Here is a 25,897-nt window from a genome sequence, read left to right as displayed (position 1 = left end):
CCGTGGATATCGGCGGTTACTACCGTCCGGACCCGCTCAAGACCGCGGCCGCCATGCGTCCGAGCGCCACGCTGAACGCCATCATCGACGCGCTGTAATGAATGACGGCCATTCACGGAATGTCATCATGATGTAATGGCGATGACCTCTTGTCCGGTTTCCGGGCAAGAGGTCGTTTTATTTGTGCATCGATCATTGCTGTGAATCTTGGAGTGTCCCGCTGCTTCCGTGTGGATGGGAGGCTCCGGATGGATTTGGTTGTTTGCACCCTTGTCTGGATGTGAATTATCAATCCGTAATTAGTTGCAAATCGATATTTGGAGGTAGGTATGAAGATTGAAAAACAGGCGCAGGCAGGGACCATGCAGTCCAGCGACCTCATGGTGTTTGTCGAGCCTGCTAACGAACTGAAGATCGAAATCGAATCGACAGTTAAAAAGCAGTTTGGTCACTTGATCAGTGCCAAGGTTGATGAAGTTGTCGCCGCGCTTGGCGTGACGGCTGGCTTCATCCGCGTTTCCGATCGCGGTGCATTGGACTATGCCATTGAAGCCCGTGTTAAAACTGCCCTCCAGCGCGCATCCGCAGCGTAAGGGAATTCATAATTTCGAGGAGTAATCAATATGGCAGATTTCCAATTGCGCCGGACGATGCTTTACGTCCCCGGCAATATGCCGTCGATGTTGCAAAACGTGCCGCTGTTCCAATGTGACGCAGTTATTATCGACCTTGAGGATGCGGTTAACTACGCTGAAAAGGACGCTGCTCGTAATCTCGTTACAAGCTTCCTGAGCACCTGGAAAGACCGTAACAAGGAAGTGCTCGTGCGTATCAACCCGCTCTATACGAAGTGGGGCCACGACGACCTGAAGGCTATCCTTCCTGTTATGCCCGATGCGATCCGTTTCCCGATGTGTGAAACGGCCGAAATGGCACAAGAACTCGACGCCGAGCTGACCAAGTACGAAAAGGCCAACGGTATCGCTGAAGGTCACTTCAAGATCCTACCGTCGATCGAAACGGTCAAGAGCGTGATCAATTCCTACGAAATCGCTAGGGCTTCCAAGCGTATTTACGGTCTGGCATTCGGTGCCGAGGATTACACCGCCAGCATGGGTATCGCCCGTACGAACTCCGGTGAAGACCTGATGCACCCGCGTATGCAAATCGTCATGGCCGCCAAGGCCGCCGGCGTTCAGGCTATCGATACGGTGTTCTCCGACGTGAATGATATGGATGCACTGCGTCGCGAAACCGAAACGATCAAGCGTCTTGGTTACACCGGCAAGTGTTTGTCCAACCCGCGTCAGATCGAGATCATTCACGAAGTATTCGCACCGAAGGAAGAGGAAGTCGAATACGCGCTGAAGGTTGTTGAGGCGATCAAGCAGGCCAACGAAATGGGTACTGGCGTTATTTCGCTCAACGGCAAAATGGTTGACTTGCCGGTTGTTAAACGCGCTATCCATACGCTGAATACCGCTTACGCCCAAGGTATGGTCGACGCCCCGGTTGATGAGGAGATTCTGAATGGCAATTAATAGTGTGGGACGTGAGATTCCCGAAGTTTACAACGGCAAGAAAATTGTTCCGTACGGTGGCCCGAAGTCGTATAAGCCGGACCTGATGACGGCTACGCGCCCGATCAAGCGGAATGACAGCGGCAAAAGCAAGGTGGTTGGTGGTCTGCGCGATGCAATCGTCGCCTCCGGCCTGAAGAGCGGGATGACCATCTCGACGCATCACCATTTGCGTAACGGTGACCGTCTTCTGAACGATCTGGTCAAGGAAATCGACGCACTCGGTATCCGTGATATCACGATTGCGGCGAGCTCGGTGCACATCGTTCATGCCGAACTCGTGCCGTATATCAAGAAGGGCGTGATCACTGGCTTCGAGTGCGGTGTTAACGGTCTGATTGGTGAGCTGATCTCGAAGGGCGAGCTGAACTGCCCGATTACGGTGCGTTCGCACGGCGGTCGCGCCCGTTCCATCGCCACCGGCGAAGTCCAGATTGACGTGGCGTTCCTCGCTGCGCCGTATTGCGACGAATACGGCAACTTCAACGGCTTCTTCGGCCCGTCGGCCTGCGGCACGCTCGGTTATGCCATTCCGGATGCCCAGTACGCCAAGACTGTCGTTGCCGTGACCGATAACCTCGTTCCGTATCCTGCACTGCCGATTGCCATTCCGCAGTCGATGGTTGATTTCGTGGCAACGGTGGATACGCTGGGCGATCCGAAAAAGATTGTGTCGTCGACGACCAAGCTGACCCGTGATCCGATGGGTCTTCAGATTGCCAAGTACGCCTCGATGGTTATTGACGCTACCGGCTATCTTAAAGACGGGTTCTCGTTCCAGACCGGTACGGGCGGCATCTCGCTGGCCGTGGCGGGTCACGTCCGTGACATGATGCGTGAGCGCAAGATCAAGGGCTCGTTCGGCTGCGGCGGTATCACCGGATTCTTCGTCGACATGCTTGAAGAAGGCTTGTTCGAGGGGCTGTTCGATGTGCAGTGTTTCGACCTCAAGGCGGTCGATTCCATCGGCCGTAACCAGAAGCATCAGCAGATGTCGGCCAACCTGTACGCTGACCCGTTCAACATGGGTTGCCTGGTCAATCGTCTCGATTGCGCGATCCTGAGCGCCACGGAAACCGATGTTAACTTCAACGTTAACGTTAACACCGAGTCGATGGGTTATTTGCTCCACAACACCGGTGGTCACTGCGACGTGGCGGCAGGCGCAAAGGTCTCGATCATCGTTTGCCCGTCGATCCGCGGCCGTCTGCCGATGGTTCGTGACGCTGTGACGACGGTTACGACCCCGGGTGAAACGGTTGGCGTGATCATCACCGAACGCGGCATCGCGGTGAACGATCACCTGCCCGAACTGAAGGAAGAACTGATCCGTCGCCGTGCGCCGGTGAAGGACATCCATCAGTTGCGCGACGAGATCTACTCGATTACTGGTGCACCGAAAGACGTCGAGTTCGAAGACGAAGTCGTCGGTCTCATCGAATACCGTGACGGTACGATCATTGACACCGTTAGAAAAGTTCGCGCTTAACATCCTGGAAGCGAGGGATGGCAGGCAGGATGCTCTTGCTCGTGCATTGAGCCAAGGGCGTCCTGCGATACTGTTTCTCTCGCTGAATATTCCAGGTCAGGAAAAAACGCCTCCGGGTTCGGAGGCGCTTTTTTTCTGGATGTTGGAAGAGTTGAATAACGAATTTTCCGGACTTGTTGTACTCGAAAATGTGCACGACGCGCTTGGGCCGTATGCTGTCATGTCACTGGATCTTGATCCATACGACGTGAAGCGGCGTTGCATAGCGGCTGAAACAAAGTATCCTTTTGCCCGGCTGATTGATCTGGATGTTTACTCACCCGAAGGTGTTCAGATTGACCGAGGGCGCCTCGGCTTGCCGCGCCGTCCCTGTCTGGTTTGTAGCCGGCCAGCTGTTGAGTGCATCCGGCTGAAACGGCATTCCTACGAAGAGGTTGTTGCGAAAGTCCATGAATTGCTCGCGCGCTTTAGAACTTAAGAAATTAGCCGCATCCTTGGTCAAAGGCGCGACCATGGAGCTTTACCTTACGCCGAAGCCAGGTCTCGTCGACCTCGCAGATACCGGTTCGCATACCGATCTGACCGTGCCCATCATGGAGCAATCGATCGCATACGTGGGTGATTATCTTGAAGAGATAGTTCAATCACTGCAAAACGGGCAGGCTTTTGAGTATCAGAAAGAAATTGCCATTCGGGCCGAGCGGCGCCTGTTCGACAATCTCGGTACAAATACCCACAAGGGTTACATTTTTCTCAGCGGTATGCTGTTGATCGCGCAATGGCACGCGGGGTGTTCAGAAGAAGCGAATATACGCCAAGCCCTCGCTTCGTTGTCCGAGAAGTTTTTCATGAGTACGGTGACGGGCGCCGAGACTCATGGCCAGCGGGTACGCGAAAAATTCAAGGCTGGCGGAATTGTCCGGGAATCCATCGAGGGGTTCCCGTCGTTGTTTGATGAAGCGCTTCCTGCGTATCGCGCGGCGCTTAAGCGACATGGCTGCAATACGGTCGCCTCGTTTGCCATGATGGCGCGTTTGATGCAGGTCGTAGAAGACACGACAACCCTGCATCGGGCAGGCGTTGAGGGGTTAGCCAGGGTTAGGCGCGATGGCCGGCAATTGGAGCGTTTGATAGCCGCCGGGGAGGATTGTGTTGCGTTCCTGGAGGAACTGAACCGTCACTACATCCAGATGAACATCACTATTGGCGGCGTCGCCGATATGCTTGGGCTTGCATACGGTATGTTGATTGCTGGGGAAGAAATTCCGGATCAACATCAAACTTCTTTTCTCTCCGCCGAGATTGTGCCGTCTTAAGCACGAGAATAGCGTTCGGGTCTTCGATTCAATTGGTTTTACTGCGCTAATGATCTCGGCGGCCAGCATTGATTGCGCCATTGTGAGCAAATCTTGCAGCGCGCGTAACCGGATACAAATACTTACATCATTGCGTGGCGAGTCTATGGTCAGACTTGCTGAAACGGCTATGATTGTTTTGTGAATGATCAAAACTCCCAAGGAAATAACGTGGCTCAAAATAGGGGCTCGGCGTTGAACTCAGGCAAGTGCGTCTTCTGTATGGTGGTGATGCTGTTTGCAGCGGGGCTGTCAGCAAGTGATGCGGTGGCTGATCCTGGCGGGCGGGGTAACAGCTACGGTGATGGTGGACGTCGTGATTGGACGTATTCGTCGCCGTCGGGTAACGAAGGGCGAGAAGTCCGACGCCAAGAGTTTCAACGTAGTAGAGGAGGTGAGATGCAGCGCGAGCAACGCATGTCGCCGGAAGAAAGGCGGCAGTTGCGCGAGGATATACAGAATGCCGGCCGGGAGATATACCCGGTACGCCGTTGATTGGCCTTCGGAAGGCGAGTTAAAAGAACGGAACGGCACGTCCAAAAAAACAACGCCACTGCGAAAGTGGCGTTGTTTTTTGGGGGGCTGAAGTTGCTGCCCTATCGGGTAGACGTGCTGGCCTCTGAAGCCGTTACCTCTACCTTTGCGGAAGAAGTGGTTTGGGCTGTCTTGTGCGGGTCGTGTGGATGCCAACCCAGGGTGAAGAACAGAACCGCAAAACCGACAACATAGGCGATTGCGACATGCCACCCTTGGCGCAGCCAGCGAGCGACGGATTTGGCTTCGGGATACATGTTTGATAGTGCGACGCCAGCCGAGGAACCGAACCAGACCATTGATCCTCCAAAGCCAACAGCGTAGGCCAACACTCCCCAGTCATAGCCACCCTGCTTGAGTGCGAGGGCCGTCAGTGGGATGTTGTCGAAAATGGCAGAGACGAATCCCAAACTCAGCGCGGCAAGCGCCGAGGCTGGCGGAAGTTGCTCGACGGGCATCATTGAGGCGCAGGTTACCAGCGACAGGAGAAAGATCGAGCCCTTGAACGTTTCCGGCAACAGTGACCAATCAGGACGGCGGATCGGCACCGAAACAAAGATGGCAACCCAGACGGCTACACCAATGAAGGGGAAATGGTCTGCAAGGGCTTTGTATTTCCAGTTGACCACGATGTTGGTGATCATGGCGCAAGTCAGAATGAGGACAACGATACCGAGCCGGGATTTGTCCACTTTCAGGCTTTCGCGAGCCCCCTTGATGATTGGCGAGTAGGCGTGCTGTTGCTTAGCTGCGATATACGCGGTAACGATGAGCGCCGTGCAGGCCGCTACATAAGCGTGTACTACGTCCAGCGGGCTTACTCCGTCGATCCACATCATCGTGGTCGTTGTGTCGCCAACGACGGACCCGGAGCCGCCGGCGTTTGATGCCGCAACGATCCCCGCCAGATAGCCAATATGCACCTTGCCGCGGAACAACTGGTGGGCCATGGCGCCGCCAATCAGGGCAGCCGCAATGTTGTCAAGGAAGCTGGACAGCACGAAGACCATGATCAGCAGAACAAAGCCCCCTTTCCAGTCGCTTGGAAGGTAACGGGGCAAAATGACGGGTACGTGGCTTTTCTCGAAGTGGCGTGAGAGAAGGGCAAATCCCATGAGCAAACACAGCAAATTCGCCAGGATGACCCATTCGTGTTGAAAGTGGGTGGCTAACCCCGCCAGCCCCTCACCGGCCTTAAAGCCAGTGAATAGCAGTTTGTAAAGTGTGATCGTTACCATGCCGGTAAGACCGACATGAAGCGTATGGTCGTGAAACAGCGCGACTCCTAACAACGTCATCGCGAAGAGGATGAAATCCAGCGGAATGCCGGCCACCATCACGGGTTCCCCCGCCCAAGCGGGGAATGCTGCTGCAAATAGAAATAATGCTGAAAAACATGCACGTAAATTTTGTTTATACATCTACATCTCCCTGAATGCAGATTTGGATTCTAACCATAAATTTGTGTGGGGGTGGATTTTCTCTGCCCAGAAAGTTCAATTTTCTGTTGATGCTTTTTTATCGGTGGGCGATGCCGTTCGAGAGCGTCGTCGCGTTATGACGCATCATTTTCAGGTAGGTTGAAGCCGGGCCATCGGGAGCCGATAGCGAATCGGAATAAAGCGTGCCGCCGATTCGGGCGCCCGATTCCTGGCGAATGCGATCCAGCAGTCGAGGATCGGAGATGCTTTCAATGAATACGGCAGAAATCTTTTCCTGACGTATTTGACGAATGATGCGACCGATTTCCTTGGCCGAGGGTTCAGCTTCGGTGCTGATGCCGACTGGCGATATGAACTTGACACCATAGGCTCGACCAAAATAGCCAAACGCCTCGTGTGTTGTGACGACTTTGCGTTGTTCAGGCGGGATTCCGGCAAACATGCTGCGGATGTTTTCGTCCAGTGCGGAAATGTCCTTCTTGAATCGGTTGGCATTTGCTTTATAGACGGTGCTGCCCTCTGGGTCGACTTTGCTCAGCGCGAGGGAGATATTGTCGACGTAAAGCAGAACGTTTTTCAGGTCCTGCCAGGCGTGCGGATCCAAGTCGCCATGTGCGTGGTGGTGCGATTCTCGCGCGGAGTATTTGTCGTTAGAGGGATGGGCGTGAGCATGCCTGAATGTCTCTATTCCAGCGCTGGCCGTTACGACTGGGCCTTTGTAGCCGGATGATTTCACTAAGCGGTCGATCCAGCCCTCGAATCCCAAACCGTTAACGACGACGAGGCTGGCATGGGCGATTTTTTTTGCGTCAGCAGGAGAAGGTTGGAAAACGTGTGCATCGGAGTTTGGTGCGACGAGAGACTGAACTCTTACCCTGTCACCGCCGACCTGCTGAACGATGTCACCGAGAATGCTGAAGCTGGCGATGACGTTGATCGTTTGCGCACTGGCCGAACGTGCTGCCATGAGTGCAATGCAGAGAACGGAAGCGACAAGAAACTGCGCTACTTTAACCGCCATGCGGTGCATAGGATAATTCATGGGACTATCTCCCTTTAATGTTCGAAGTGCCAGCGCGGCCGTAATCTCGCGACAACCGGGCCAAGCGGGGCGATCAGCATTGAAATCAGATAAAGAGCGCCCAAGGTCAGCACGATGGCCGGGCCTGCGGGCAGGTTGGCGTAATACGACAGCAGCAGGCCGGCGATTGAGCCTGCGAAAGCGGTGAAACTGGCCACAACAAGCAGCAGAACGATATCGTTAACCCATAGGCGGGCCGTTGCCGCTGGCAGGATCATGATGCCGAGCGCCATCAGCGTGCCGAGCGCGTGAAATCCGCCGATCAGGTTGAGCACCAATAACACCATGAAACCATAATGGGCGAGTGGGCCGAGACGGCTGACGTGGTTTAAGTACGACGGGTCGCAGCATTCCAGAACGAGCAGGCGCAGCCCGGTTGCTATGGACAGAATCGACAATGAGGCGAACGAAGCAAGCAGAAAAAGCGCCGGATCGTCGAGCGCGAGCACGCTGCCGAACAGCACGTGCAAGAGGTCGACGCTGCTGCCGCGCATGGAAATGATCAATACGCCGGCGGCCAGCGAGATCAGATAAAAGGTGGCGAGGCTGGTTTCTTCCTTGATCACCGAGTTGCGCGCGATGCCGCCAGCCAGCAGCGCGACGGTGACGCCGGCGATCAGACCGCCGAGTGTCATGGCTGACAGCGAAAGTCCAGCGAGCAGGTAGCCGATGGCCGCACCGGGCAGAATCGCGTGGGAGATCGCATCGCCGGCCAGGCTCATGCGACGCAGCATGAGAAATACGCCGATGGGCGTCGCGCCGAGCGACAATGCCAGGCAACCGGCGAGGGCGCGGCGCATGAAGCCGAATTCGACAAACGGCGCAATCAACGGCAGATCAGCCAGCGTAGCGAGCAGACTCATGGCAGGAGGTGTTCCGTCGGTAGAGGAGGGGCCGCGTGGCAGACCGTGTCCGTGGGCGTCTTGCCGGATTCGGCGACGTGTCTGGCCTTCAGGAGATTTTCCGCGCTGAGTGCCTCGGAAGGCGTTCCCCAGGCAATGGCTTCGCGCGCCAGCAGCAATGCCTGTGGATATTCCGCGCGGACGTGATCCATATCATGCAGCACGCTGATGACCGTCCGGCCCTCGGCGTGCCAGCGCCGGACGAGCCGGGCGAGATCGTGCATCGTGTTGGTGTCGATCGCCGAGTAGGGTTCGTCAAGCAGGACAAGGGGCGCATCCTGCAGCATCACGCGTGCGAAGCGGACGCGTTGCAACTGACCGCCGGAAAGCTGACCGATGGGACGGTTTTCCAGTCCTGCGAGGCCGACTGCGGCAATCGCCGCTTCGATGCGCTGGCGGGCACCTTGGCTGAAGCGGCGGAAGGCGCCAAATTCGCCCCAGAGCCCCATCGCCACAAAGTCGAGAATACTGATCGGGAAACTGGCGTCGAGTGTCGATTGTTGCGTCAGATAAGCGATCTTCCGGCGGCTCATGCCGATCAACTCGATGCTGCCTTCCAGTGGCCGCAATTCGCCGACGATGCCCTTGAGCAGCGTCGACTTGCCGGCGCCGTTCGGCCCGACCACGGCAAGCAGCGTGCCGGCGCCGACTTCGCCGCTCAGATGGTGGACCGCCGGATGCCGGTCGTAACCGAGCGTCAGGTTGTCAAAGCGCAGCAGGATTGATGCCGCATTTTCGTGGTGATGTCGGGCAGTCATGAAATCGCCCAGTAGACGACGCCCCACAGAAGTCCGAGCGCGAGTGTTGAGGCAAGGAGGCGCTGGCTGGCGCTGGTACAGAGTGCGCTCAGGCGGGGCGGCTTAGGGTGAGCAGCGGTCGGGGGGGGATGCGGGTGTTTATGCACGCGGGGGAGTAAACCGTCAAAAAAGGAAGTCGCCAAGAGCTGTCATGCTGCCCGAAGATGGCTCCAAATGCAACTAGGTTGCAAATAGGCTTTTGCCGTCTGAACGGTGCGCCTCTTATGTTCGCGAACTGACCGGCGCCACCCCGAATTCGCGCTGGAACCGTTCAAGATCATTGAGCGTGCCGCAGGCGTAGAGCACATCGTCCGGTTGAATCTGGAAAGAACGCTCGAACTCGACGAGGATGTCGCTGCCGCGTTCGACGGCGACGATCTTGGCGCCCGTTCGTTCGTGTATTTCGGTGCGCCACGGGTGCCAGCCGACCGTCGTTCCGGCAGAAAGACGGCTGAACTTGATGCGTATTTCGACCGGAACGACCGGCTCGTCGAGCAGGTGGTACGCGAGAATCTGACCGGCCACCTGACCTTCCGAAATCGCGAAATCGGCGCCGGAGCGGTAGATGCGCTCGGTGTTGCGGGCCCGGCTGACGCGTACGATCAACGGTACTTCGGGGGCGTAATCGCGGACGACGGCAGTGGCGAAAACGGCTTCGCTGTCGTCGCTGAGCGCCAGGATGACGGCGCTCGACTCGCGGAGGCGCGCCGTTTCCAGCGTTTCATGCTCCAGCACATTGCCGACCACATCGACGCCGGGCCCGGGCCGGCTGTCGATGACGGTGCAGGTTTCTCCCGCATCGTTCAGCATTTGCGCGACCTTCGACCCGACGGCCCCGAATCCGGCAATGATGATTGGCCCGCGTCGCCGGATCGGCATGGCCATCCGCTCGACCTTTTCCAGATTTGCCGGCGTGCCGACGACGACGAGAATGGCACCACTTTCCACGATGGTTTCCGAGCCTTGCGAGGTCGTGAAAATGCCGCCATGCCACTGGCCAATGACCGAAACGCCATGTTGCTGGCGCAAGTGCAGTTCCCCAAGCTTCTTGCCGGCGAGGGGGCTGCTGGCGCGGATGCGGAATTCGGCCAGCCCCAACCGCGTGCCGAGCAAATGCATGCCCTCGGCCGGCGGGCTGATGCGCGTGCTGGCGCGCGACGCCAGGGCCGCGCCCAGAACGTGCGCCGGCGTGAATACCTCGGTGGCTCCGATTTGCAGCATCGGGGCGCGATAGAGCGGTTCGTCGGCAAGGGCGAAAATGTGGCCCTTGAACCCATGTTCGCGGGCGATGAGCGTACAGGTGGCGTTCGCGTGGTCGCCGGCATTGGTGACCACGGCTTTCGCATCCTTGACGTTGGCGAGGACGGACGGGTCTTCGCCAAGCTTGCCGAAAACGACCTCGAAGCCGGAGTCGCGCAGGTAGTGGGCCAGTTCCATGTCCTCTTCGTAGATGACGAACGGGCTGTGGGTGCGTTTGAATTCGTCGAGCAGCGATTCGATGGCGCGGCCGTGGCGGTAGAACAGCACCTTGCCAGCCATCGGCGGCAGGATGTGCGGCAAGCGGGCCTCGAAGCGTTCTTCGAAAAAAGGCAGCAGGAAAACCGGGAAAATCAGGAAGACGAGAAACTGCCCCATGAACTGGCCGAGAATGACGAACAGCGCGACGAACGGATGCTGCCAGTGGCTGTCGTTGCCATAGCCGGTCGTGGTCAGCGTTTCCGAGGCCCACTGCAGACTTTCCAGAAAGGTGCGGGGAGCGCCTTCGAGGTTATCCATCGCCAGCATATAGATAATGGCCAGGACCACCACGGCGGCGGGAAGCAGCGCGACGAGGGCCAGCAGACGGCGCGTCGAGCGCGAGAGCGTGATTTCCATGTGCAGGGAATGTTTGTTTGAATTGTTCGGCACGCGGGCGAGCCATGCGTGCCGTGAGTTAAAATTTCACGATGAACGATGAATTTTACATGCGCGAGGCGCTTTCGTTGGCGCGCGCGGCCGAATGTCTCGGCGAGGTGCCCGTCGGGGCGGTGGTGGTGCTCGAAGGGAAGATCGTCGGGCGCGGCTTCAATGCGCCGATCGGCGGCTCGGACCCGACGGCGCATGCCGAAATTGCAGCGTTGCGCGATGCGGCGCGGAACCTCGAAAATTACCGCCTCCCCGGCTGCGAGCTTTACGTAACGCTGGAACCCTGCGCCATGTGTGCCGGCGCCATCCTGCATTCGCGCATTGCCCGCGTCGTCTACGGTGCGCGCGATCCGAAAACCGGCGTGCACGGCAGCGTCGTCGACCTGTTCGCGGTCGAGCGCCTGAATCATCATACGGAAATTGTCGGCGGCATTCTGGCCGAGGAGTGCGGGCAGTTGCTGTCGAGCTTCTTTGCCGCGCGGCGAGCCAGGAAAAACGTCTGAGGGGTATCCGGATATGCGAATCCTCATTTCGGTGGCTGAACAAACCTTGACGCTGTTCGATGAAGCGGGCCGTGTGCTGCGGCGCTATCCGGTATCGACGGCGCGGCGCGGCGTCGGTGAGCAGACCGGCAGCGAATGCACGCCGCGCGGCCGGCATCTCATTCGCGCCAAGATTGGCGCCGGGCAACCGGTCAACACCGTATTCAGAGGTCGTCGTCCGACCGGGGACATCCACTCCGCGGAGCTTGCCAGCGCGCATCCCGGCCGCGACTGGATCCTGACGCGGATTCTGTGGCTATCCGGGACCGAACCCGGTTTCAACCGTCTGGGCGTCGTCGATACCATGCGCCGCTACATCTACATTCACGGCTGCGCCGACTCGGCGCCGATGGGCGTGCCGCTCTCACATGGTTGTATCCGGATGCGCAACGCCGACATCGTGGAACTGTTCGATCTCGTGCCGCCTTACACGCCGGTCGAAATCGTCGAGTAACGACCGTCAGCCGGGTGGGGCGAACGTCCGACGGCCGCAATTTGCCGGTCATGCAGTCTGGACAGGCAGACGAGTGCCAGCGCCCCACCGATCAGCGCCATCAGCATGTCGGACTGCGTATCCCACGCGTAACCCTGCGTGGCGAGGAATTCGTTGGCACCTTGACCGATCATTTCCGCGACCGCCCATTCGATCAGCTCATACGTGGCGCTGACGGCCAGGACGACGCAAAGCACCAGAAAATTCAGCATCCGCCGGCCATTCACGAAACAGCCCCGTAGCAAAATTTCGCGCGCCACCAGCGCCGGGACGAAGCCCTGGAAAAAATGACCGACCTTGTCGTACGGATTGCGGTCGATGTTGAACCAGTCGGCCAGCATGAAGCCGAACGGCACGCGGGCATACGTGTAGGCGCCGCCGACGATGAGCACGACAGAATGCAGGAAAATCCAGAAATAAAGCAGGCTGGTGAGCGGGAAACGCCGGTAAGTCGGAATCATGATGGCCAAGGCGATGGCCACGGGCGATACCTCAAGCGCCCAGGTTGGCCGGTCGAACGGTCGCAGCCCAGAATAGGCGAGCAGGACTATGAGGGCGGCAGTGGCAACGAGGAGTACGGGTGCGCGCTGGTCGGTCATGGGGTGGGGGATATGAAGTTGGACGGGCAACGATTATGCCTTCTCTCGCTTTTGGTACGCGTTGACGGCATCCTCGACGGTGAAAAACATTCTTTCGCGGCCAAGCGTCTCGTCCAGCGGCGTGCGCCGCATCATTTCGAGCGCCGCCGGGTTTACCGCCGCGATCCACATCGTGATGCCCTGATCGCGCAGTCGTTGCTCAGCATCGATCAGCATCTTGAGGGCGGTGAATTCAAAGCTCGGTATGGCGCCGCAGTCGACCAAAAGCACGTCGGGTTTTTCCGCCGCAATCAGGGCGCGAAGTTTTTCCGCGACCACCGGGGCATTACCGAAATACATGCCGCCTTCGGTGCGAACGATGAGCAGCCCCGGAAATGATTCGTCCTCGGGGTGTTCGTCGGATCGCGGCCGGAAGACGTGCGTGCCCGGCTTGCGCCCGAGGACGTACAACGGCGGGTTGTTGGCGAGGTGAATCAGGCTGGCCATCGAAATGATGACGGCGACGAGTATGCCGTTCAGCGTACCGAGCACCATGACGCCGACGCAGGCGGCAATCGCCCAGCGGAATTCGATTGTACGGATGCGTCGGATCGCGGCCATTTCCGCCGGGCTGATCAGGCCGACCGAATAAGCGATCACGACGGCGGCGAGCGTCGCATTCGGCATCGCGGCCATGACCGGGGCCAGAAAAAGCATGGTCGCGACCGCCATCGCGGCCGTGATTAGCGCGGCCACCTGCGTTTGAGCCCCGGCGTTGAGGTTGACCGCCGTCTGCGACGTTCCGCCGCCGGCCGGCATCGCGCCGAACAGGCCGCCGATCACGTTGGCTGCACCGATGCCAACCAGCTCCTGATTCGAATTTGTCCTTGGATCGCCCGGGTGGGCGAAGGCGCGTCCCGCGGCGATCGTCTCGGTGAAACTCATGAGTGCGATACCGGCGGCGGCCGGCCACATTTCCTGAACGAGCGACAGATCGGGCAGCGTTAATGACGGGAATCCGCCCGGAATCTGGCCGACGATGCTGACGCCGTGGGCCTGCAGTCCGAGCAGCGCGGAAGCGGCGATGCCGCCTGCAACGGCGATCAAGGGGGCGGGCGCGCGGGGCGCAAACTTTTCCAGCCCGATGATGAGGGCGAATGTTCCCAGCGTAATGGCCAGCGTGATCAGCGAGGTGTCCGGCACCTGCCCGGCGATCGCGACAAGGTCGCGGAAAAACCCTTCCTTGTGGATGTGGAGGCCAAGGAGTTTCGGGAGTTGGTCGACGACGATCACCAGCCCGATCCCGGCCTTGAATCCGGTAAGCACCGGATCGGATATGAAATTGGCGACGAAACCCAGTCGAAACAGACGGGCGATGAGCAGCAGGGCACCGACCAGCATCGCCAGCGTTGCCGTAGCCGTCAGTGGGTTGATCTCCGGGTGGGCTTGCGCGACCGCGCCGAGTTCGGCTGCGCCGAGGATGGCAATCGTTGTCGTGGTGCTGACGCTGAGCACCCGCGAGGTACCCAGCAGCGCATAAACCACCATCGGCAGGAACGCCGTATACAAGCCGACTTGCAGCGGCAACCCGGCAATCGTCGCATAGGCCATCGCCTTGGGGATGACGATGGCGCCGGCGGTCAGCCCGGCCACGACATCGGCTTTAAGCCATGAGCGGTCGTAGGCGGCAAGCCAATCGATAGCCGGCATAAAGGAAGTCTTCGTTTCCATGACGCGAGATCTCCGGAAAGTTTCTCGATTCATTCTAGCCGGATATTTCGCGGATGCCGCCCGTTACGCCGAGAAGTCGAGAACAGGCTGACGAATGACCGTTATTGCAGCGTCTTCGGCGTCTCCGGCGTATGGCTGAACAATTCGTCGATCACCGCTTTTTCGAAGCGATATTCGTTGTTGCTCAACTCGTCGCGGATCACGATGGCACCGTGCTCCTTGAGACTCTCATAAACCTCCTCGCGACCCAGGCTGAGCAGCATGCTCTTGATCCGCTCCCCGTCCGGTGGACAATCGTTGGTCACGGGTTGCACGTCGAACAGGCGGATCGTTTCTTCGTGGAAGAGACGCGTCAGCAGGTTTTCGGCCGAAAGTTCGAGCAGTTCTTCCGGCTTGACGGTCGTGGCCAGCGCTTCGACGCGCGACCAGCCATCCGGATCGCGCTCGTCGGCCAACGGCATTTTCTGCAGGAAAAGACCAGCCGCGCCGGACGGCGAGGCGGCGAGGAAAAAGCGCGAGGCCAACTGCTCCGACTGCTTGAGGTAGTGTTCGAAGACTTCGGCAATCGTCTGGCCTTCAAGTGGCACGACGCTTTGATACGGCTCGCGCATCGACGGCATGTCGAGCGACATCAGCAACTGGCCGTGGCCGAGCAGGTCGATCGTCGACGAGGGCGCGATGCTTTCCGCGTGATGGGCCATGCAACGGACGTTGAGTTGCTCGTTGCAGTCGATGACCATCAGCGACACCGGCCCGTTGCCGCGCATCTGGATGGTCAGCCGACCCGGCTGCTTGAGGTTGTCGGCCAACAACAAGGTGGTGGCGCTCATCTCGCCGAGCAACTTGATGACCGGCTCCGGATAATTGCGGCCGCTCATCAGTTTTTCCCAGACCGAGTCGAGGCGCACGACGGCGCCGCGAATGTCGAGATCGTCAAAAAGAAAGCGCTGGACGGTGTTGCTCATTATTTCAATTCCTTCGCATAGCGGTCGGCATCGAAACCAACCAGTAGAGTTTCGCCGGTATCGAGCACCGGCCGTTTGATCATCGCCGGATATTTTGCCAGCAGTGTCAAGGCCTTCGCCTCGTCGACATCGGCGCGCTCCTCGTCGGAGAGTTTTTTCCACATCAGGCCGCGCGTGTTAAGCAGCGTTTCCCAGCCGGCGCGGCGGTTCCAGTCCGGCAAATGCCTTTCCGCCACGCCTGTTTTCTTGTAGTCGATGAATTCGTAAGTGATGCCGTTTGCCTCCAGCCAGGCAAAGGCTTTCTTCATCGTGTCGCAGTTTTTGATGCCGTAGATTTTGAGAGTCATGGAAAGCATTCCGGGAACGAATGTTGAAAATGGAAGTCAGCCAGCGGCGCGTTCGAGGTTCAGTGCCAGCAGGCGGCGGAGGATTTCGTCGTCGTCCATGTCCGGCGTGTAATCGGCCCAGCCGTAAGCGGCGGCGACGGCCTTGTCCAACTCCTTGTGCGCGAGGTCGAGCCATGCCGGGCGCTGATTGTAGAGATTGGTCAGCGTGCGCTTCTTCACGTCCGCCTCATGGCCCGGCTTGGCGACCGGGCGCTTCGGGAAACCGGCTTTTTCCTCTTCCGGCGTGATGACCCAATCGACCCACTCGGCCGGGTTGAGCCAGGCTTCGCGCAACTCATTGAGGCGCTTGGCGGCAGCGGCGATGGCCTCGGCGACCGGGCCGGTCGGCGCGTCGGCGGCGGTGTCGCGGGGTGTCAGGCCAGCGGGGAAGGGGAAGGTTTCGAAGGTGGTGGTCGGGGTGTAGCGCGGATCGTTACCGACACCGAGCCAGGTGCACAGGCGTAGCGACCAGAGTTCGTGGAAGCGGGAATGCAGGATGCCGAAGGTGGTGTCGTCGGAACGGGCGATGGAGATAACCGTTTGATGCGGCCAAACCCTAACGCTTTGCCAGACAAAAAATCGATGCTTGGACACTTGGGAGGTGGCGATATATCGGCCAAGAGTCTTGGTTGCTTGCCGCCAACCAACGCCAGTTTCACCGTGAACCCACCACTTGTCTCGTCGGTTCGGTCTTGGATTGGACGCGCGAAGCGGCTTCACGTTATTGGCGGCGTACTCAAAAGGGAGTTCAAACAACGAAGCGTGAGATTCCGGCATTGGCCCAAAATCGATAACCCACAAGCCTCTTGAGCGGCTCGTTATGTCCTTTCCGTTGGTGATTGGGCGAACAACCTGAGCGTTACCAATGCCGTTAGGATTTGGGGACTTAAGCCACTGATAGGCAGTCGAAAATTCAACCTCAAACGGACCAATAAGGACCGGCCCTTGAAAGCTGATCCCAGAGCTCTCGGCAAGCTTCTGCGCTCGGGTTAGGTCAAGCCCTACCGCCGCTGTCAAATTAGCATGAATAGCCACCACTTCAGCTCCATCCAGCCGATTACAACGGTCAACCGAAAAATTCGGCCCAAACCCCACCAGCGATACGCGTACGGCAGCGCCGTCATTGACCCATTCTTCGTCGCTCCATGCCTCGAAAATTCGCGTCGTCTCGCAGATGCGTTCGAGCACCTTGCGGTTGGCACCGCCGCGAATGGAGTTGGTGGAAACGAGGCCGGCGGCCTTGAGTTTTCCGGCTTCGATCTGGGCGCGGGCTTTTTCGAACCAGTAGGTGACGAGGTCGGCGCCGCCCGGCACGCGGCCGTCGTAGGTTTTGCGCAGCGTGTCGACGTACTCCGAACCAAGTTCGCCGCGCATCATTTTGTCGCCGAGAAACGGCGGATTGCCGACGATGACGTCGGCGGTCGGCCATGCCGCTTCGCTGCCGTCCGGATTGAGCAGGGCGTCACGGTGTTCGATGCCGTCGAGCGGCTTCAAAATCGGGTTGATGGCGTGCGGGTAGCCGTTCTGGCGGCACCACTGAATGTCGCCGATCCAGACGGTGACGCGGGCGAGTTCGGCGGCGAATTCATTGATTTCCAGCCCGAGGATGTTGTGTGGGCCGGTTTCCATGTTCATCGGCGCTTCGAGGCCGAGTTCGATGGCGTCGACGTGGACGCGCTTTTCGATGTCGCGCAGGGCTTTGAGGGCGAGGTAGAGAAAATTTCCTGACCCGCAGGCCGGATCGAGCACGCGGAAGTGGTTGAGGCGGGTGAAGAAGCCGTTCAGCAATTCCAGTCCGCGTTGCTTGGCGGCGTTCGGGCGGTATTGGTTCTTGCCGCGTGTTTTGACCATGCCGAATTTGGGCGCAAGTTCGGCGATCTGTTGCCGGATAGATCCCCATTCCGTGACCAGCGGTTCGCGCACCAGTGGGTCGATTAGTTTGGCGATGGTGCCGGTGTCGGTGTAGTGCGCGCCGAGCGGGGCGCGGGCGGCGGGGTCGAGGCCGCGTTCGAACAGGGTGCCGAAGATGGTCGGGTCGATGGCCCGCCAGTCCATGTCGGCGGCAGCGCGGTGCAGGGCGCTGAGATCGTCGGCGGTGAGCGGTGGGATGTCGATTTGCTTGAACAGGCCGCCGTTGAACCACGGGATGTCGTGGTCGCCGTATTCGCCGCCTTTTTTCTGCATGGCGAGAAAGAGCTTTTCGATGCGGCGGGCAGCTTTGCCGGCGTCGTTGCCGGCATTTTTGAGCAGGTCGGTGAAGATGCCGAGCGGGAGCAGGGCTTCGTCCTCGGCGAACATGCAGAAAAGACACTGGACGAGGAAGTGGGCGACCCTGTCCCCGGGTTCGCCACGCTGGCGCATGGCGTCGGCGAGCTGAGCGAATTGGCCGGCGGCTTCGGCGGTGATGGCGGCGGTGGATTTTTCCGGACGCAACTTTTCCGGGTCGTTGAATACCCACGTGAGGAGTTGGCGTTTTTCCGGTTCGACGAGTTCGGCGATGCGGATCTCGCGCGGTTCGTCCGGGTAGCCGGTGAAGGCGGTGTGGATGACGATGCGCTCGCGGTCGCAGACGACGAGCAACGGCGGGTTCTCAAGTTGCAGGGCGTAGTCGGTGAGTTGCTTTAGTGCGGTGTTGAGGTCGCGGCCGGGTTTCTTGTTTTCCCAACCGAAGTGGCCGCGTTTCCAGACATCGGCCCAGCCATCGCCGCCGCCGGCTTTCTTGGCGCCGCGCTCGAAGCAGTAGTTTTCAGGATCGCGAGGTTTGTCGACGCCGAGCAGGTCGCAGAGGTCGTTGAAATGCTGCTGCGCTCCGGCCCGTTCGGTTAGCGTGTTGTGTTTCCAGAGGGCGATGAATTGTTCGGGTGTCATGTTTGGCGATTTGCTTGGAATATTCCGCGATTATCCCCGAAAGCTTGTTTTTCTCGGCGTGTTCCGCGTTAAGTGCGAAATTTGGATTCGCAACCGAAGCAGAATTTGGATCAGGCAGATAGCGGGCGCCCATCCGAGGTCTTTTCTTGCTTGCGGCGGGGGAGTTTGTCGTTCTTCGCTCAGGAGGTCGTCGGGCAAGGCGGTGAGTGCATCGAATACTGCTGCGGCATTGATCCGTACGGGGCGCAAGACAACCTCATCGCCCCGGCGAAAGATTTCGACTTCCTCGGCATCAAAACGAAAGTCCTTGGGCAAACGGACGGCTTGGCTGTTGCCAGATTGGAAAATGCGCGCGTAAGCCATGATGGGATCCTGATTGTGTGCGGCAAGTCTGTGTACTTGGTGTGGCGCAAGTAAAACAGAACGCTCAGTTTTTCAACTTGTAGCCCGTCCTGAGCATCCACGTGGCAGTCGCGATGAAGGCCGCGAGGAAGAGGCCGGTCATGGCGAGGCTGATCCAGACGGGGACGTCGGCGATGCCGTAGAAGCTCCAGCGGAAGCCGCTGATGAGGTAGACGACCGGGTTGAAGAGGGTCACCTTTTGCCAGAAGGGCGGCAGCATGTGGATGGAGTAGAAGCTGCCGCCGAGGAAGGTGAGCGGGGTGACGATGAGCAGCGGCACGACCTGGAGCTTTTCGAAGTTGTCGGCCCAGATGCCGATGATGAAGCCGAGCAGGCTGAAGGTGATGGCAGTGAGCAGCAGGAAGAAAATCATCCACAACGGGTGATCGATGTGCAGCGGTACGAAGAGACCGGCCGTGGCGAGGATGATGAGGCCGAGCACGATCGATTTGGTGGCCGCCGCGCCGACGTAGCTGACGATGATTTCGAGATGCGATACGGGCGCCGAGAGGAGTTCGTAGATGGTGCGGTTGAATTTTGGGAAAAAGATGCCGAACGAGGCGTTCGAGATGCTGTGCGTGAGCAGCGAGAGCATGACGAGCCCCGGCACGATGAAGGCGCCGTAGCTGATGCCGCCGACTTCCGAGATGCGCGAGCCGATGGCCGAGCCGAAGACGATGAAGTAGAGCGAGGTGGAAATGACCGGCGAGATGATACTTTGCATGATCGTGCGCCAGGTGCGGGCCATTTCGAAGCGGTAGATGGCGCGGATGGCGGTGAGGTTGAGGCCGAAATTCATTGTTCTTCCTTCACCAGGCTGACGAAGATGTCCTCCAGCGAGCGCTGGCTGGTTTGCAGGTCGTGGAAGCGGATGCCGGCTTTGTTGATGTCGTCGAGCAGCGGCACGATGCCGCTTTCTTCGTCGGCGGTCTCGTAGGTGTAGACGAGTGCGCGGCCGTCGCCGGAGAGTTCCAGGTGGTGGCGGGTCAGTTCGGGCGGCAGGCGGTCGAGCGGCGCGGCGAGCTGGAGCGTCAGTTGTTTCTTGCCAAGTTTGCGCATCAGCTCGGCTTTTTCCTCGACGAGGATGATTTCGCCCTTGTTGATGACGGCGACGCGGTCGGCCATCTCTTCGGCCTCTTCGATGTAGTGCGTGGTGAGGATGATGGTGACGCCGGAATCGCGCAGCGTGCGCACCAGATTCCACATGTCGCGGCGCAGGTTGACGTCGACGCCGGCGGTCGGTTCGTCGAGGAAGAGGATTTGCGGCTCGTGCGCGAGCGCCTTGGCGATCAGCAGGCGGCGTTTCATGCCGCCGGAGAGGGTCATGATCGGATTGTCGCGTTTTTCCCAGAGCGACAGGTCGCGCAGGGTTTTTTCGAGATAGACCGGATTCGGGCGCTTGCCGAACAGGCCGCGGCTGAATTTCACCGTGCCGAGTACCGATTCGAAGGAATCCGTCGTCAGTTCCTGCGGGACGAGGCCGATCAGGGCGCGCGAAGCGCGGTAGTTCTTGACGATGTCGTGTCCGCCGACGCTGACGCTGCCCTCGCTCGGGGTGACGATGCCGCAGACGGTGCTGATCAGCGTCGTCTTGCCGGCGCCGTTCGGGCCAAGCAGGGCGAAGATTTCGCCGCGCCGGATGTCGAGGTTGATGTTTTTCAGCGCCCGGAAGCCGGAGGCGTAGGTCTTGGAGAGGCTGCTGATACGGATGATCGGTTGCATGAAGGCGAAGATATCACGGTCGGTGTGCGTGGGCGGGCAGGAAGCCTCTGTAAAAACGCTTTCAACGCAGAGAGCGCAGAGGCGCAGAGAACGCAGAGAAAAATCAAGAAACAAATCGCAGCGCCCTGCTAATTCTCTCATCAGTTTTTTCTCTGCGAACTCCGTATCTCTGCGCTCTCTGCGTTGAAAGCGGTTCTCCAAATGACAGTCGCCTGCCCCGATAGGTTCATGTGCCGCGGCGTCGCTCCATTTTCTTCTCGTTCACCGTTTCGACGGTACCGTCGGCGTTGTGTCGTTCGAGGCGGACGGTGAATCCCCACAGGTTGGCGACGTGTTCGAGGACGGAATCGAAACTCGGGTGCAGCGGGCGGCGCTGGTGCGCGAAATGGCGCAGCGTGAGCGACCGATCGCCGCGCAGGTCGACGTTCCAGACCTGAATGTCCGGTTCGCGGCTGCCGAGGTCGTATTGCTCGGCGAGCTGGTGGCGCAAGGCGCGGTAACCCGGATCATCGTGGATGGCCGAGATGCGCAGATTTTCCTGCTCGTCGTCGTCGAGCACCGAGAAGAGTCGGAATTCGCGCATCAAGCGCGGCGAGAGGTATTGGGCGACAAAGCTCTCGTCCTTGAAATTCTGCATCGCGTATTCGAGCGTTTCCCGCCAGTCCGAGCCGGCGATGTCAGGGAACCACTCGCGGTCCTCGTCGGTCGGTTTTTCGCAGATGCGGCGGATGTCCCGCCACATGGCGAAACCGAGCGCGTAAGGGTTGATGCCGGAGTAGTAGGGGCTGTTGTACGGCGGCTGGTAGACGACGTTGGTATGCGATTGCAGGAATTCGAGCATGAAGCCGTCCGACAGGTTGCCCTGGTCGTACATGGTGTTGAGCAGGGTGTAGTGCCAGAAGCAGGCCCAGCCTTCGTTCATCACCTGTGTTTGCCGTTGCGGGTAGAAATACTGGCCGATCTTGCGCACGATGCGCACGATTTCGCGCTGCCAAGGCTCGAGCAGCGGGGCGTTCTTCTCGATGAAGTAGAGGAGGTTTTCTTCCGGCTCCTTCGGGAAACGTTGTTCCTGAACGTGCTCTTCCGTTTCGTGGTGCGGCGGAAGGGTTCGCCAGAGGTCGTTGACCTGCGCCTGCAGGTATTCCGCGCGTTCCTTCTGGCGCAGCTTTTCTTGTTCCAGCGACTGCTTGGGCCAGCGCTTGTAGCGGTCCACGCCGACGTTGAGCAGGGCGTGGCAGGCGTCGAGCAGATTTTCGACCGCGTCGACGCCGTAGCGCTCTTCGCAATGGGCGACATAGTTACGGGCGAAGACGAGGTAGTCGATGATCGCGTCGGCGCTCGTCCATTGCTTGAACAGGTGGTTGCCCTTGAAAAACGAGTTGTGGCCGTAGGCGGCGTGGGCGATGACCAGCGCCTGCATCGGCAGCGTGTTTTCGTCCATCAGGTAGGCGATGCACGGGTCGGAGTTGATGACGATCTCGTAGGCGAGACCCATCTGGCCGCGCTTGTAGCGCCCTTCGGTGGCGAGGAAATGCTTGCCGAACGACCAGTGGTGGTAATAGACCGGCATGCCGATCGAGGCGTAGGCGTCCATCATTTGCTCAGCGCTGATGATTTCCAGCACGTGCGGGTAGCAGTCGAGGTTGTAGGCGCGGGCGACTTCGCCGATGGCCTCGTCGTAGCGGTCGATGGCTTCGAACGTCCATTCGGAACCGCCGGGCAGCGGAGGCAGGTGGGCCAGAAGCGGCGTGCTCATGATGGCTCCTAGACTTTTCGCTTGAACAGCTCGCGAAACACGGGGTAAATGTCGGTGATGTCTTCGATGCGCTGCATCGCGAACTGGCCGTGGTGCGTGGCCTGAAGCTTTTCGTATTCTTCCCAGAGATTTTGCGGCGGGCCGGTCGTGATTTCGATATAGGCAAAATACTGGCAAAGCGGCAGCAACGAGTTTTCGAGAACCTCGCCGCAGATGGACGAGTCGTTGTACCAGTTGTCGCCGTCGGATGCCTGCGCGCCGTAGATGTTCCAGTTGCCGCTCGGATAGCGCGCCCGGATGATGTCGAGCATCAGATTGAGGGCGCTTGATACGACGGTGCCGCCCGTCTTGCGCGAAGTGAAGAAGTCCTCCTCGTCGACTTCCTCGGCGACCGTGTGGTGGCGGATGAAGACCACGTCGATGTGCTCGTAATTCCGTTTCAGGAACAGGTAAAGCAGCATGAAGAAGCGCTTGGCGGTGTTTTTCCGCTCCTCGTCCATCGAGGCGGAGACGTCGAGCAGGCAGAACATCACGGCCTGCGTCGTCGGCTGCGGCTGGCGGATGCGGTTGTTGTAGCGCAGGTCGAACGGGTCGATGAACGGCAGTGCCTCGATGCGGGCGCGCAGGCGGGCGATTTCGCGGCGCAGCTGCTCGATTTCCGGTTCGTCGTCCGGCCGGGGGCTTTCCAGAAGCGCCTTGAGCTTTTCTTCGAGCGCGCGCAGACGCTTGTTGTGCGGGCCGCCGATGGCGACGCGGCGGCTGGCCGCGCCGCGCATGGTGCGTTCGAGGTTGATATTGGCCGGTACGCCGGAGTGCGAATAGCCAGCGCGCACGCTCTTGTATTGCTCGATGCGCGTCAGCTGGCGCTTGACGAGGTTGGGCAGGGCGAGTTCGTCGAAGAAGATGTCGAGGAATTCCTCGCGCGTTAGGGTGAACACAAAGTTGTCGAGACCTTCGCCGTCCTGGCTGGCTTGTCCCTTGCCTTGGCCGCCGCCTCCGCCTCCGCCTTGTGGGCGTTCGACCAGATCACCGCTGTTGAAGCGGTCGTTGCCCGGATGGACGGTTTCGCGCACGCCCCCCTGACCATAAACGAATTGCGGCTCGGCGATATCGCCGGCGGGAATGCTGATCTTCTCACCGTCATCGAGGTCGCGCACGCCGCGGCGGTTGATCGATTCGGCCACCGCCTTGCGAATCTGCCCCTTGAAGCGGCGAATGAAGCGGCTGCGATTGACCGAGCTCTTGTTCTTGCTGTCGAATCGGCGGTCGACGATGCGCACGGTCATGAGAATCTCCCTATTGGATTAACCTCCTTCAACGCAGAGCGCGCAGAGATTTAGAGGTCGCAGAGAAAAGCAAAAAGTCGTGTTGGGTGGTTTTCTCTGCGATCCCTGTACCTCTGCGTACTCGGCGTTAAAAGCGGTTTTCTTGCTTACGAAGATTTCCTTACCCGCAGATACCATTCGCACAACAGCCGCACCTGCTTCTCGGTGTAGCCCTTGGCGATCATGCGATCGACGAAGTCCTTGTGTTTCTTCTGCTCATCGCTGCTCGACTTGGTGTTGAAGGATATGACCGGCAGCAGTTCTTCGGTATTCGAGAACATTTTCTTCTCGATCACCATGCGCAGCTTCTCGTACGAGGTCCAGGCCGGATTCTTGCCCTCGTTCTTGGCGCGGGCGCGCAGCACGAAGTTGACCACCTCGTTGCGGAAGTCTTTCGGGTTGGAGATGCCCGCGGTTTTCTCGATCTTCTCCAGTTCGTCGTTGAGTGCGCTGCGGTCGAGCATTTCGCCGGTGTTCGGATCGCGGAACTCCTGATCCTGAATCCAGAAATCGGCGTAAAGCACGTAGCGGTCGAAGATGTTCTGGCCGTATTCCGAGTAGCTCTCGAGGTAGGCGGTCTGGATTTCCTTGCCGATGAATTCGGCGTAGCGCGGCGACAGGAATTCCTTGATGTAACGCAGGTATTTTTCTTCGATTTCGGGCGCGAACTGCTCCTGCTCGATCTGCTGTTCGAGGACGTACATCAAATGCACCGGGTTGGCCGCCACCTCGCGGTGGTCGAAGTTGAACACCTGCGACAGGATCTTGAAGGCGAAGCGCGTGGACAGGCCGGTCATGCCCTCATCGACGCCGGCATAGTCGCGGTATTCCTGATAGCTCTTGGCCTTTGGATCGGTGTCCTTGAGGTTTTCGCCGTCGTAGATGCGCATCTTCGAGAAGATGCTCGAATTTTCCGGCTCCTTCAGGCGCGACAGCACCGAGAACTGCGCCATCATGCGCAGCGTGTCCGGGGCGCACGGTGCCTGGCTGAGCGAGGAATTGATCAGCAGCTTCTCGTAGATGCGGATTTCGTCGGAAACGCGCAGCGAGTAGGGTACCTTGACGATGTAGATACGGTCGAGGAAGGCTTCGTTGTTGCGGTTGTTCTTGAACGCCAGCCATTCGGCCTCGTTCGAGTGCGCCAGGATCAGCCCGTCGAACGGGATCGCGCCGAAGCCTTCGGTGCCTTTGTAGTTCTGCTCCTGCGTGGCCGTCAGCAGCGGGTGCAGCACCTTGATCGGCGCCTTGAACATCTCGACGAATTCGAGCACGCCGCGATTGGCGAGACAGAGGCCGCCGGAATAGGAGTAGGCGTCAGGGTCGTTCTGCGAGTAGGTTTCGAGCTTGCGGATGTCGATTTTACCGACCAGCGAGGAAATGTCCTGGTTGTTTTCGTCGCCCGGTTCGGTCTTCGAAACGGCGATTTGCGAGAGCACCGAGGGGCGTATTTTGACAACGCGGAACTTGGTGATGTCGCCGCCAAACTCGTTCAGCCGCTTGACTGCCCACGGACTCATGATCGTGTTCAGATAACGGCGCGGGATGCCATAGTCGTCTTCGAGCAGTTGGGCGTCTTCGTTCGGGTCGAACAGGCCGAGCGGCGATTCATGCACCGGCGAATCCTTGATCGCGTAAAACGGCACTTTCTCGATCAGGTGCTTGAGCTTCTCGGCGAGCGTCGATTTACCGCCGCCGACCGGGCCGAGCAGGTAGAGAATCTGCTTCTGTTCTTCCAGACCCTGCGCCGCGTGGCGGAAGTAGGAGACGATGTGCTCGATCACTTCTTCCATGCCATAGAGGTCACGGAAGGCCGGGTAACGGCGGAGCATCTTGTTGGCGAAGATGCGCGACAGACGCGGATCGGTGCGCGTATCCACCATTTCCGGTTCGCCGATGGCCTGCAGCATGCGCTCGGCGACGCTGGCATAAGCGGAACGATCGCGCTTGCATAGCTCCAGATACTCCTGAACCGACATCTCTTCTTCCTGCGCCGCTTCGTAGCGGCTTTGGTAGCGGGCGAAGATCGACATGGTCTCCCTCCTCA

The 25,897-nt window shown here is 59.1% G+C and carries 24 protein-coding genes; 8 read left to right on the top strand and 16 right to left on the bottom strand.

Annotation, left to right across the window (positions count from 1 at the left end; translation table 11 throughout):
* Window positions 1-2: 2 nt before the first annotated feature.
* From GH659_RS15150 to GH659_RS10165, 6 genes are all read left to right on the top strand, one after another.
* The gene (locus GH659_RS15150) at window positions 3-98 is read left to right on the top strand and encodes an NADP-dependent isocitrate dehydrogenase (RefSeq protein WP_425499990.1); all 96 of its coding nucleotides are present in this window, start codon (window positions 3-5) and stop codon (window positions 96-98) included.
* Between the two features lie 231 nt (window positions 99-329).
* Window positions 330-593 (top strand): citrate lyase acyl carrier protein, encoded by a 264-nt coding sequence (citD, locus tag GH659_RS10185; RefSeq protein ID WP_153111296.1) that lies wholly within the window; start codon window positions 330-332, stop codon window positions 591-593.
* A gap of 30 nt (window positions 594-623) precedes the next feature.
* On the top strand, window positions 624-1,541 hold the full coding sequence (locus GH659_RS10180) for an HpcH/HpaI aldolase/citrate lyase family protein (protein ID WP_153111295.1): 918 nt from the start codon (window positions 624-626) through the stop codon (window positions 1,539-1,541).
* Window positions 1,531-3,069 carry a citrate lyase subunit alpha gene (citF, locus tag GH659_RS10175; protein WP_153111294.1) on the top strand — a complete coding sequence of 513 codons (1,539 nt, stop codon included), beginning with the start codon at window positions 1,531-1,533 and terminating at the stop codon, window positions 3,067-3,069. The genes GH659_RS10180 and citF overlap by 11 nt, the downstream gene beginning before the upstream one ends.
* Complete coding sequence (citX, locus tag GH659_RS10170; RefSeq protein WP_170285869.1) at window positions 3,041-3,547, top strand: citrate lyase holo-[acyl-carrier protein] synthase; 507 nt, start codon at window positions 3,041-3,043, stop codon at window positions 3,545-3,547. Before citF ends, citX begins: the two co-directional genes overlap by 29 nt.
* On the top strand, window positions 3,519-4,385 hold the full coding sequence (locus tag GH659_RS10165) for a triphosphoribosyl-dephospho-CoA synthase (RefSeq protein WP_153111292.1): 867 nt from the start codon (window positions 3,519-3,521) through the stop codon (window positions 4,383-4,385). The genes citX and GH659_RS10165 overlap by 29 nt, the downstream gene beginning before the upstream one ends.
* A gap of 635 nt (window positions 4,386-5,020) precedes the next feature.
* Here the strand turns inward: GH659_RS10165 and GH659_RS10160 are convergent.
* From GH659_RS10160 to GH659_RS10140, 5 genes are all read right to left on the bottom strand, one after another.
* Window positions 5,021-6,379 carry a citrate transporter gene (locus GH659_RS10160; RefSeq protein ID WP_246167802.1) on the bottom strand — a complete coding sequence of 453 codons (1,359 nt, stop codon included), beginning with the start codon at window positions 6,377-6,379 and terminating at the stop codon, window positions 5,021-5,023.
* 97 nt (window positions 6,380-6,476) lie between these two features.
* Window positions 6,477-7,442, bottom strand: coding sequence for a metal ABC transporter substrate-binding protein (locus GH659_RS10155; RefSeq protein WP_153111291.1), 966 nt, complete (start codon window positions 7,440-7,442; stop codon window positions 6,477-6,479).
* A gap of 14 nt (window positions 7,443-7,456) precedes the next feature.
* Window positions 7,457-8,344, bottom strand: a complete 888-nt coding sequence (locus tag GH659_RS10150) for a metal ABC transporter permease (protein ID WP_153111290.1) — start codon at window positions 8,342-8,344, stop codon at window positions 7,457-7,459.
* Complete coding sequence (locus tag GH659_RS10145; protein WP_153111289.1) at window positions 8,341-9,141, bottom strand: metal ABC transporter ATP-binding protein; 801 nt, start codon at window positions 9,139-9,141, stop codon at window positions 8,341-8,343. Before GH659_RS10145 ends, GH659_RS10150 begins: the two co-directional genes overlap by 4 nt.
* Before the next feature lie 261 nt (window positions 9,142-9,402).
* A complete protein-coding gene (locus tag GH659_RS10140) occupies window positions 9,403-11,088 on the bottom strand; it encodes a potassium channel family protein (protein WP_153111288.1) in 1,686 nt (561 codons plus the stop codon).
* 38 nt (window positions 11,089-11,126) lie between these two features.
* Here GH659_RS10140 and tadA point away from each other — a divergent pair, with 38 nt between their 5' ends.
* On the top strand, window positions 11,127-11,588 hold the full coding sequence (gene tadA, locus GH659_RS10135; protein WP_153111287.1) for a tRNA adenosine(34) deaminase TadA: 462 nt from the start codon (window positions 11,127-11,129) through the stop codon (window positions 11,586-11,588).
* A 13-nt stretch (window positions 11,589-11,601) separates the two neighbouring features.
* Window positions 11,602-12,081: a L,D-transpeptidase gene (locus GH659_RS10130; RefSeq protein ID WP_153111286.1), complete on the top strand. Its 480-nt coding sequence runs from the start codon at window positions 11,602-11,604 to the stop codon at window positions 12,079-12,081.
* Here GH659_RS10130 and GH659_RS10125 read toward each other — a convergent pair.
* The 11 genes from GH659_RS10125 to GH659_RS10075 all read right to left on the bottom strand — a co-directional run bounded on the left by GH659_RS10125 (window position 12,054) and on the right by GH659_RS10075 (window position 25,883).
* Window positions 12,054-12,749 (bottom strand): DUF2238 domain-containing protein, encoded by a 696-nt coding sequence (locus tag GH659_RS10125; protein WP_246167801.1) that lies wholly within the window; start codon window positions 12,747-12,749, stop codon window positions 12,054-12,056. The two genes, GH659_RS10130 and GH659_RS10125, sit on opposite strands and share 28 nt — an antisense overlap.
* Before the next feature lie 3 nt (window positions 12,750-12,752).
* Complete coding sequence (locus GH659_RS10120; RefSeq protein ID WP_153111285.1) at window positions 12,753-14,429, bottom strand: SulP family inorganic anion transporter; 1,677 nt, start codon at window positions 14,427-14,429, stop codon at window positions 12,753-12,755.
* Between the two features lie 101 nt (window positions 14,430-14,530).
* Window positions 14,531-15,394, bottom strand: coding sequence for an Hsp33 family molecular chaperone HslO (hslO, locus tag GH659_RS10115; RefSeq protein WP_153111284.1), 864 nt, complete (start codon window positions 15,392-15,394; stop codon window positions 14,531-14,533).
* Entirely contained in the window at window positions 15,394-15,741 is a 348-nt protein-coding gene (locus GH659_RS10110) for an arsenate reductase (RefSeq protein ID WP_153111283.1), read from the bottom strand. The genes hslO and GH659_RS10110 overlap by 1 nt, the downstream gene beginning before the upstream one ends.
* 36 nt (window positions 15,742-15,777) lie before the next feature.
* Window positions 15,778-18,648 carry a class I SAM-dependent DNA methyltransferase gene (locus GH659_RS10105; RefSeq protein ID WP_153111282.1) on the bottom strand — a complete coding sequence of 957 codons (2,871 nt, stop codon included), beginning with the start codon at window positions 18,646-18,648 and terminating at the stop codon, window positions 15,778-15,780.
* 30 nt (window positions 18,649-18,678) lie between these two features.
* The gene (locus GH659_RS10100) at window positions 18,679-19,011 is read right to left on the bottom strand and encodes an antitoxin (RefSeq protein ID WP_153111281.1); all 333 of its coding nucleotides are present in this window, start codon (window positions 19,009-19,011) and stop codon (window positions 18,679-18,681) included.
* A 64-nt stretch (window positions 19,012-19,075) separates the two neighbouring features.
* Window positions 19,076-19,849: an ABC transporter permease gene (locus tag GH659_RS10095; RefSeq protein ID WP_153111280.1), complete on the bottom strand. Its 774-nt coding sequence runs from the start codon at window positions 19,847-19,849 to the stop codon at window positions 19,076-19,078.
* Window positions 19,846-20,772 carry an ABC transporter ATP-binding protein gene (locus GH659_RS10090; RefSeq protein WP_153111300.1) on the bottom strand — a complete coding sequence of 309 codons (927 nt, stop codon included), beginning with the start codon at window positions 20,770-20,772 and terminating at the stop codon, window positions 19,846-19,848. Before GH659_RS10090 ends, GH659_RS10095 begins: the two co-directional genes overlap by 4 nt.
* 226 nt (window positions 20,773-20,998) lie before the next feature.
* Window positions 20,999-22,528 (bottom strand): SpoVR family protein, encoded by a 1,530-nt coding sequence (locus GH659_RS10085; protein ID WP_153111279.1) that lies wholly within the window; start codon window positions 22,526-22,528, stop codon window positions 20,999-21,001.
* Between the two features lie 8 nt (window positions 22,529-22,536).
* On the bottom strand, window positions 22,537-23,814 hold the full coding sequence (locus GH659_RS10080; protein WP_153111278.1) for a YeaH/YhbH family protein: 1,278 nt from the start codon (window positions 23,812-23,814) through the stop codon (window positions 22,537-22,539).
* Window positions 23,815-23,960: 146 nt separating this feature from the next.
* On the bottom strand, window positions 23,961-25,883 hold the full coding sequence (locus GH659_RS10075; protein WP_153111277.1) for a PrkA family serine protein kinase: 1,923 nt from the start codon (window positions 25,881-25,883) through the stop codon (window positions 23,961-23,963).
* Window positions 25,884-25,897: the final 14 nt, after the last annotated feature.

This window comes from Propionivibrio limicola (assembly GCF_009469695.1).
GTDB lineage: Bacteria > Pseudomonadota > Gammaproteobacteria > Burkholderiales > Rhodocyclaceae > Propionivibrio > Propionivibrio limicola.
The sequence above is the reverse complement of the archived record's forward strand: the minus strand, read 5'-3'. Positions and strand labels throughout refer to the sequence as shown.

Excerpts from the sequence above, each read along its gene's own strand:
- GH659_RS10145 (WP_153111289.1), bottom strand. The coding sequence starts at position 9,141 with ATGACTGCCCGACATCACCACGAAAATGCGGCATCAATCCTGCTGCGC.
- GH659_RS10085 (WP_153111279.1), bottom strand. The coding sequence starts at position 22,528 with ATGAGCACGCCGCTTCTGGCCCACCTGCCTCCGCTGCCCGGCGGTTCC.
- tadA (WP_153111287.1), top strand. The coding sequence starts at position 11,127 with ATGAACGATGAATTTTACATGCGCGAGGCGCTTTCGTTGGCGCGCGCG.
- GH659_RS10160 (WP_246167802.1), bottom strand. The coding sequence starts at position 6,379 with ATGTATAAACAAAATTTACGTGCATGTTTTTCAGCATTATTTCTATTT.
- GH659_RS10130 (WP_153111286.1), top strand. The coding sequence starts at position 11,602 with ATGCGAATCCTCATTTCGGTGGCTGAACAAACCTTGACGCTGTTCGAT.
- GH659_RS10155 (WP_153111291.1), bottom strand. The coding sequence starts at position 7,442 with ATGAATTATCCTATGCACCGCATGGCGGTTAAAGTAGCGCAGTTTCTT.
- GH659_RS10095 (WP_153111280.1), bottom strand. The coding sequence starts at position 19,849 with ATGAATTTCGGCCTCAACCTCACCGCCATCCGCGCCATCTACCGCTTC.
- hslO (WP_153111284.1), bottom strand. The coding sequence starts at position 15,394 with ATGAGCAACACCGTCCAGCGCTTTCTTTTTGACGATCTCGACATTCGC.
- citF (WP_153111294.1), top strand. The coding sequence starts at position 1,531 with ATGGCAATTAATAGTGTGGGACGTGAGATTCCCGAAGTTTACAACGGC.
- GH659_RS10080 (WP_153111278.1), bottom strand. The coding sequence starts at position 23,814 with ATGACCGTGCGCATCGTCGACCGCCGATTCGACAGCAAGAACAAGAGC.
- GH659_RS10165 (WP_153111292.1), top strand. The coding sequence starts at position 3,519 with ATGAATTGCTCGCGCGCTTTAGAACTTAAGAAATTAGCCGCATCCTTG.
- GH659_RS10150 (WP_153111290.1), bottom strand. The coding sequence starts at position 8,344 with ATGAGTCTGCTCGCTACGCTGGCTGATCTGCCGTTGATTGCGCCGTTT.
- citD (WP_153111296.1), top strand. The coding sequence starts at position 330 with ATGAAGATTGAAAAACAGGCGCAGGCAGGGACCATGCAGTCCAGCGAC.
- GH659_RS10110 (WP_153111283.1), bottom strand. The coding sequence starts at position 15,741 with ATGACTCTCAAAATCTACGGCATCAAAAACTGCGACACGATGAAGAAA.
- GH659_RS10075 (WP_153111277.1), bottom strand. The coding sequence starts at position 25,883 with ATGTCGATCTTCGCCCGCTACCAAAGCCGCTACGAAGCGGCGCAGGAA.
- GH659_RS10180 (WP_153111295.1), top strand. The coding sequence starts at position 624 with ATGGCAGATTTCCAATTGCGCCGGACGATGCTTTACGTCCCCGGCAAT.
- GH659_RS10120 (WP_153111285.1), bottom strand. The coding sequence starts at position 14,429 with ATGGAAACGAAGACTTCCTTTATGCCGGCTATCGATTGGCTTGCCGCC.
- GH659_RS10090 (WP_153111300.1), bottom strand. The coding sequence starts at position 20,772 with ATGCAACCGATCATCCGTATCAGCAGCCTCTCCAAGACCTACGCCTCC.
- GH659_RS10100 (WP_153111281.1), bottom strand. The coding sequence starts at position 19,011 with ATGGCTTACGCGCGCATTTTCCAATCTGGCAACAGCCAAGCCGTCCGT.
- GH659_RS10105 (WP_153111282.1), bottom strand. The coding sequence starts at position 18,648 with ATGACACCCGAACAATTCATCGCCCTCTGGAAACACAACACGCTAACC.